This window comes from Edaphobacter sp., assembly GCF_035532915.1.
Classification (GTDB): Bacteria; Acidobacteriota; Terriglobia; order Terriglobales; family Acidobacteriaceae; genus Edaphobacter.
In genome coordinates this window covers 1-3,534 of sequence record NZ_DATKQC010000139.1, presented here as the reverse complement: position 1 = coordinate 3,534, position 3,534 = coordinate 1, and the positions used below count along the sequence as shown (strand labels likewise).

At 59.0% G+C, this 3,534-nt stretch carries 4 protein-coding genes and 1 pseudogene; all 5 read right to left on the bottom strand.

Features of this window, described 5'->3' with window-relative positions; all coding sequences use genetic code 11:
• Positions 1-128 (bottom strand): annotated as a pseudogene (locus tag VMU57_RS06955) (ketol-acid reductoisomerase); the annotation flags it as partial.
• A gap of 90 nt (positions 129-218) precedes the next feature.
• A complete protein-coding gene (gene ilvN, locus VMU57_RS06950) occupies positions 219-827 on the bottom strand; it encodes an acetolactate synthase small subunit (RefSeq protein WP_325381908.1) in 609 nt (202 codons plus the stop codon).
• On the bottom strand, positions 828-1,352 hold the full coding sequence (locus VMU57_RS06945; protein ID WP_325381907.1) for a hypothetical protein: 525 nt from the start codon (positions 1,350-1,352) through the stop codon (positions 828-830). It abuts the gene before it with no gap.
• A gap of 21 nt (positions 1,353-1,373) precedes the next feature.
• Complete coding sequence (locus VMU57_RS06940) at positions 1,374-1,832, bottom strand: hypothetical protein (protein WP_325381906.1); 459 nt, start codon at positions 1,830-1,832, stop codon at positions 1,374-1,376.
• Positions 1,833-3,534: biosynthetic-type acetolactate synthase large subunit (gene ilvB, locus VMU57_RS06935; protein ID WP_325381905.1), on the bottom strand; the 1,702-nt coding region annotated here is incomplete at its 5' end.

Genomic DNA, 3,534 nt, shown 5'->3' with positions numbered 1-3,534 from the left:
ACATCGACGCCGGAGTCCTTGAGGTTGAGTGCATGGGCGTGGCCCTGCGAGCCATAGCCGATGATGGCGACTTTCTTCGCCTGGATAAGAGAGAGGTCTGCGTCTGCGTCGTGGTATGCCTTAGCCATGATTGTGTTCGTGTCCTTTAGGTTAATGGTAGCTCAGTGAATCCGTTGACGACGATGAATGCGCGGATTTTATTCCGTGGTCGTGAAGTTTTAGTGCTCGTCAAATTCGTTGGGGATGATATCGGTAGTCGGCATGGTGGGAATATCGACTTCGCCATTCCCGTTCGGCGTGCCAAGCGCCTTAAGCACTCGGCTGGTGTGGTGGCCGCGGCGCATGGCCATGCGGCCAGTGCGCGAGACCTCGAGAATGGTGTAGCCGCTCTCGCGCAGCACCTGCAGCAGGCCTTCGATCTTCGAGGAACTGCCCGTCATCTCCAGCATAATCGATTCGGGCGCAAGATCGACGACGCGTGCGCGAAAGACCGTGGCCAGCTCAAAGATCTGCGAGCGCGACGAGAGGCCGTTAGGCTCACGCGGCCCGGCGGCGACCTTGATCAGGCAAAGCTCGCGGATGACGGCCTCGCTGCGGCCTACCTCGTCGACGTCTACGGTGATCTCGAGCTTGTAGAGGCTGGCGCGAATGCGGTCGGCGGCATGCTCCGGCGCCTCGCAGACGATGGTCATGCGCGAGGTATCGAGGCGTTCGGACTCGCCTACGGTCAGCGAGACGATGTTGATATTCAGGCGGCGAAACAGCGAGGCGACCCGTGTAAGAACGCCGGGCTTATCGGAGACGAGGGCTACAAAGGTGTGGAGCATTTACGGCTTCTCCTTGGGAGTAACAGCGGGATCAACAGGTACGGTGGTTGCGCTAGATGCTGGAGGCGCAGGATACGTCGGGATATAAGTTTTGGGAGTCTCAAAGAGGATAAGTTCTCCGGGCTTCGCCTTGGATTTGGCATTGCTGCACAGATTCCCGGTGGTAATGCCATTGGCCTGAATCTCGGCAATGGAGTAGTTGGTGTAAAGCTCGCCGCGCGAACGGCAGTCGCCGTACATATTCGAGAGAATGCGGATGATGGTTGCGTGACCCGTATCTACATTGATAATGCCGTCTTTGTCCGTCTTCATGGCGACAGATCCAATTTGATCGACTCTCAGTGCTACATTGAGGTTTTCGTCGGTGACGGGTTTGTTGGTCTGTGCGTTGATGATTCTGATTCTGACGCTGTGCTGCGGTGTCTTCGCGAAGGCCGGCGTTAATGCGAGCAGAAGCAGGAGCGCGGCTGCTCGGGATGGGGTGACGGGTTTACGTTGTACCGAAACTGCCAAGGTTCGTAGCATGAGCGCCTTTTGGTGTATGACCTAACCTCTTCTGCTAAGTTTCGGCCCAGGGAAGTCCTTGTTTTGGAGAGTGTTTGAAAAAATTCTTTTTCCTTTGGAGTCGATAGCAAACGCTTGCAATGCGTTCTTCTCTCTGAAGCGGCCCAAGTCCTTGAGCATAAAACTTTCGCTTATCGAAGCATCCCCTTCTCCTAGAGACCGATTTATCACTCTATTGTCTAATTCATGCCATCTGAATGCTCGTTTATCACGAGCTCTCTGGCCAGCCTGCTTTACAAAGGCCGATCTCCGACCGATGTTCGCAATCTCGATATACAAGGCTGGAAAACTAGGCGACAGGTTTCCCTGCCGATCTCCTGCTCGTTGCAGAGTCACCTGAAGCTTGGCTCGATCGCGTCGAAAATTAAAAACGCTGAGACAAAAACCTGCAACCCCCAGTCCCATTGCAATCACCCGAGCGATCTGTGAAAACGTGGGCACTTACTCATCCTCCGCAGTCTCAAGCAGCGGATCCTTCGTCGGTCTGCGAACCATCTCGTGCAGAGCGGCGCCGGGCGCGATCATCGGATAAACGCCATCCTCTTTCTCAACCTGGAAATTGATCAGAAACGGCTTGCCGCTGGTGCGGGATTTTGTAACCGTCGGAATTACATCCTTGCGCTGGCTCACCGTTGCGCCCGCGATGCCATGCGCGGCGGCGAGTGCAACGAAGTCGGGAGAGAGGATGGGGCTGGCGGCGTAGTTCTTCTCGTAGAACGCCTCCTGCCACTGCCGCACCATGCCGAGGAAGCCGTTGTTGATGACGGCAATGTTGATGGCAAGGCCCTCCTGCTGAATGGTCGAAAGCTCAGAGGCGGTCATCTGGAAGCCGCCATCCCCTGCGATGACCCAGACGTCTTTCTCCGGGCAGGCTACCTTTGCGCCGATGGCTGCGGGCAGGGCAAATCCCATCGTCCCCAGGCCGCCGCTGGTGACCAGCGTGCGCGGAGAGTCGTGCTTGTAGTACTGCGCCTCCCACATCTGGTGCTGGCCTACGTCGGTCACGATGATGGTCTGGGCTGTTCTTCCGGCGGCTTCGGCTTCGCGCCAGATGTCGTTGATGACGTGGGCGGCGTAGAGATGGCCGTTGTCGGGCAGGTTGATGATGTCACGTACCGAGGCGTCGCCCTTCATCGCGTTCACGGCCTTGATCCAGCTTGCGTCGGACTTCTTCGGCAACAGCGGCAGCAGCAGATCGAGCGTCTGGCGCAGGTCGCCGATCAGGGCGACGTCTACCTTGACGTTCTTGTTGATCTCGCTGGGATCGATCTCGATGTGGATCTTCTTCGCGTTGGGCGCGTAGCTGGCGAGGTTGCCGGTAACGCGGTCGTCGAAGCGCATGCCGAAGGCGAGCAGCAGGTCGGCCTGTTGAATCGCGTTGTTCACCCACGACTCGCCATGCATGCCCATCATGCCGAGCGACAGCGGATGATGCGTCGGAAACGATCCAAGGCCGAGCAGCGTGCTGGCCACCGGAATCTGCTGACGCTCGGCGAAGGCGATGACCTCGGCTTCGGCTCCCGACTGCGTGATGCCGTGACCGGCGAGGATGACCGGGCGCTTGGCCGATTGAATCAGCTCGATGGCCTGCTTGATCGACGAGCTTTCGGCGCGAAGCATTGGGTGAGGACGATGCGGCGGCGGCGCGGCAGCCTCGAAGTCGAAGGTGGCGGTCGCCTGCTGCGCGTCCTTGGTGATATCGACCAGCACGGGACCGGGGCGGCCTGACTGCGCGATCTGGAAGGCAGCACGGATGGTCGGCGCGATATCTTCGGCGCGCGTTACCAGCCAGTTGTGCTTGGTGATCGGCATGGTGATGGCGGTGATGTCTACCTCCTGAAACGCGTCGGAGCCGAGCACCTTGGAGGAGACCTGTCCCGTGATGGCCACCATGGGAATGCTGTCGAGCATGGCGGTGGCGATGCCGGTGACGAGGTTGGTTGCACCCGGCCCGCTGGTGGCGACGCAGACGCCGGTCTTGCCCGAGGCGCGAGCGTAGCCGTCGGCCATATGCGATGCTCCCTGCTCGTGGCGCACGAGCACATGGTGGATGCTGGGGAACTTACGCAGGGCATCGTAGACGGGCAGGATAGCTCCGCCGGGATAGCCGAAGACTTTATCTACGCCTTCGCCAGCCAGCGTG